This is a genomic window from uncultured Thiodictyon sp. (assembly GCA_903837595.1).
Classification (GTDB): domain Bacteria; phylum Pseudomonadota; class Gammaproteobacteria; order Chromatiales; family Chromatiaceae; genus Thiodictyon.
In genome coordinates this window covers 1-1,708 of sequence record CAILVI010000124.1, presented here as the reverse complement: position 1 = coordinate 1,708, position 1,708 = coordinate 1, and the positions used below count along the sequence as shown (strand labels likewise).

At 62.5% G+C, this 1,708-nt stretch carries 1 protein-coding gene; it reads right to left on the bottom strand.

The genetic code is table 11. The annotated features are described in order from the left end of the window. Window positions 1-530: 530 nt before the first annotated feature. Window positions 531-1,502, bottom strand: coding sequence for an IS5 family transposase (locus tag QZY44_RS06710; RefSeq protein ID WP_295443996.1), 972 nt, complete (start codon window positions 1,500-1,502; stop codon window positions 531-533). Window positions 1,503-1,708: the final 206 nt, after the last annotated feature.

Here is a 1,708-nt window from a genome sequence, read left to right as displayed (position 1 = left end):
CTTCTTGCATACCATGGCCTGTGTGTGGACTCCGGCGGATCTTCGCATCTTCGCCCTTTTCCGGATGTTCTTGTGTTGCCTTCGGTGACACGTTAAACCCTCGGCATTCGCCACAAACTCTCTTTCGAAGCTGTACCAGCACTTCAGGGAACGCGATTTCCCCTACGGTCTACAGAATGCTCTGTGTACGCTTGCCCTGCACTCTTGTTCGCGGCTTGCGCCACTCCGCAGCAGGACCAACACTCGATACGGGCGGGCGGCTCACCCTTACCCGACGGGGACTTTCACCCCGCAAGAGACGCCGAGCTTTGCTCGGCGCGATAACGTTGTGGCTCAGACTTCAAGCTGACCGACGCCCACCTAGGGAGGCGCTGATTAAATCGAGGTTCCCGCCGCGACGCCTTTGGATGGCGTGATTTTTTCAGCGGGCCTGGAAAGTCGAACGGTTTGTCGTGTGAATCAGCCTCATGACCTCTCGTTATCGCGTTTTTTGCTGCTGTGCCCCGTATTCGGGGCACACCTTGGGCGCCTCAGGCCAGCAGGGCCTGCTTGACGCGCACCAGATTCGCCAAGGCGAACAGGGTATGCAGGTGGGCGACGTTCTTCGCCAGACCCTTGTAACGGACCTTGCGATGGCCAAACAGGTCCTTGACCACATGGAAGGGATGCTCGACCCGCGAGCGGATTTGCGCCTTGAGTCGCTCCGCACGAACCGTCAGTTCCTTCAGGGGACCCTCGACCATGGTCTTGATCTTGCCGCGCTTCATGGCGATGTGCCAATCCACCTTCCGCTCCTTGACCGCCTCGCGTTTATCGGCCCCGATGTAGCCGGCATCAAGAAACACCGCCTCCTCCTCGCCGTGCAGCAGATGCTCGATTTGGGTGACGTCGGCGACATTGGCGGCGGTGCCGATCACGGTATGCACCAGTCCGGAGTCGGCATCGGCGCCGATATGCGCCTTCATGCCGAAGTACCACTGATTGCCCTTGCGGGTCTGGTGCATCTCCGGATCACGCGCTTTGTCCTTGTTTTTGGTCGAGGACGGTGCGGCCAGGATGGTCGCGTCGGCCAGCGTGCCCTTGTTCAACAACAGCCCACGCTCGCGCAGCCCGTCGTTGACGGTCTCGAAGATCGTCTCGGTCAGCCCCTGGTCCTCCAGCAAGCGCCGGAACTTCAACAGTGTCGTGGCGTCCGGCACCGACTCGCGCTCCAGGTCAATGCCGACGAAGCCACACAGCGACCGGCTGTCGTACAGAGCCTCTTCCGTCGCCTCGTCCGCCAAGCCGTACCACTGCTGCACGAAGTACATCCGCAGCATCCGCTCCAACCCCACCGGCGGGCGACCACGACGCCCCTCAGCGCCAGGAAAGTAGTGCGGCGCCAACGCCCCGAGCAGCGCCACCCACGGCACGACCTGCTCCATCTCGGCCAGAAACCGCTCCCGGCGGGTGATCTTCCGCTTGGCGGCACAGTCGGCTGGGGCGTTGGGGGGTGGCGTCATCGTTCGGCTCGGCGGGGGCGGCGGATGGTCCAGAATCTTACCACTCAGACACCATCGGTGTGGCGGAATAAATCAGCGCCTCCCTAGGTGGGCGGGGTCCTCAATCTGCGCCCCTTGGTCATAGCTGCGGGGATGAGTGGCGAGGACCTGTGCACCCGCGAGCACCCGCACGGTCGTGGGGCTGGCCACGACCGTGAGAGTGCACT

What these genes read in the sequence shown, in the direction of transcription:
- QZY44_RS06710 (WP_295443996.1), bottom strand. Translation starts at nt 1,502, where the DNA reads ATGACGCCACCCCCCAACGCCCCAGCCGACTGTGCCGCCAAGCGGAAG.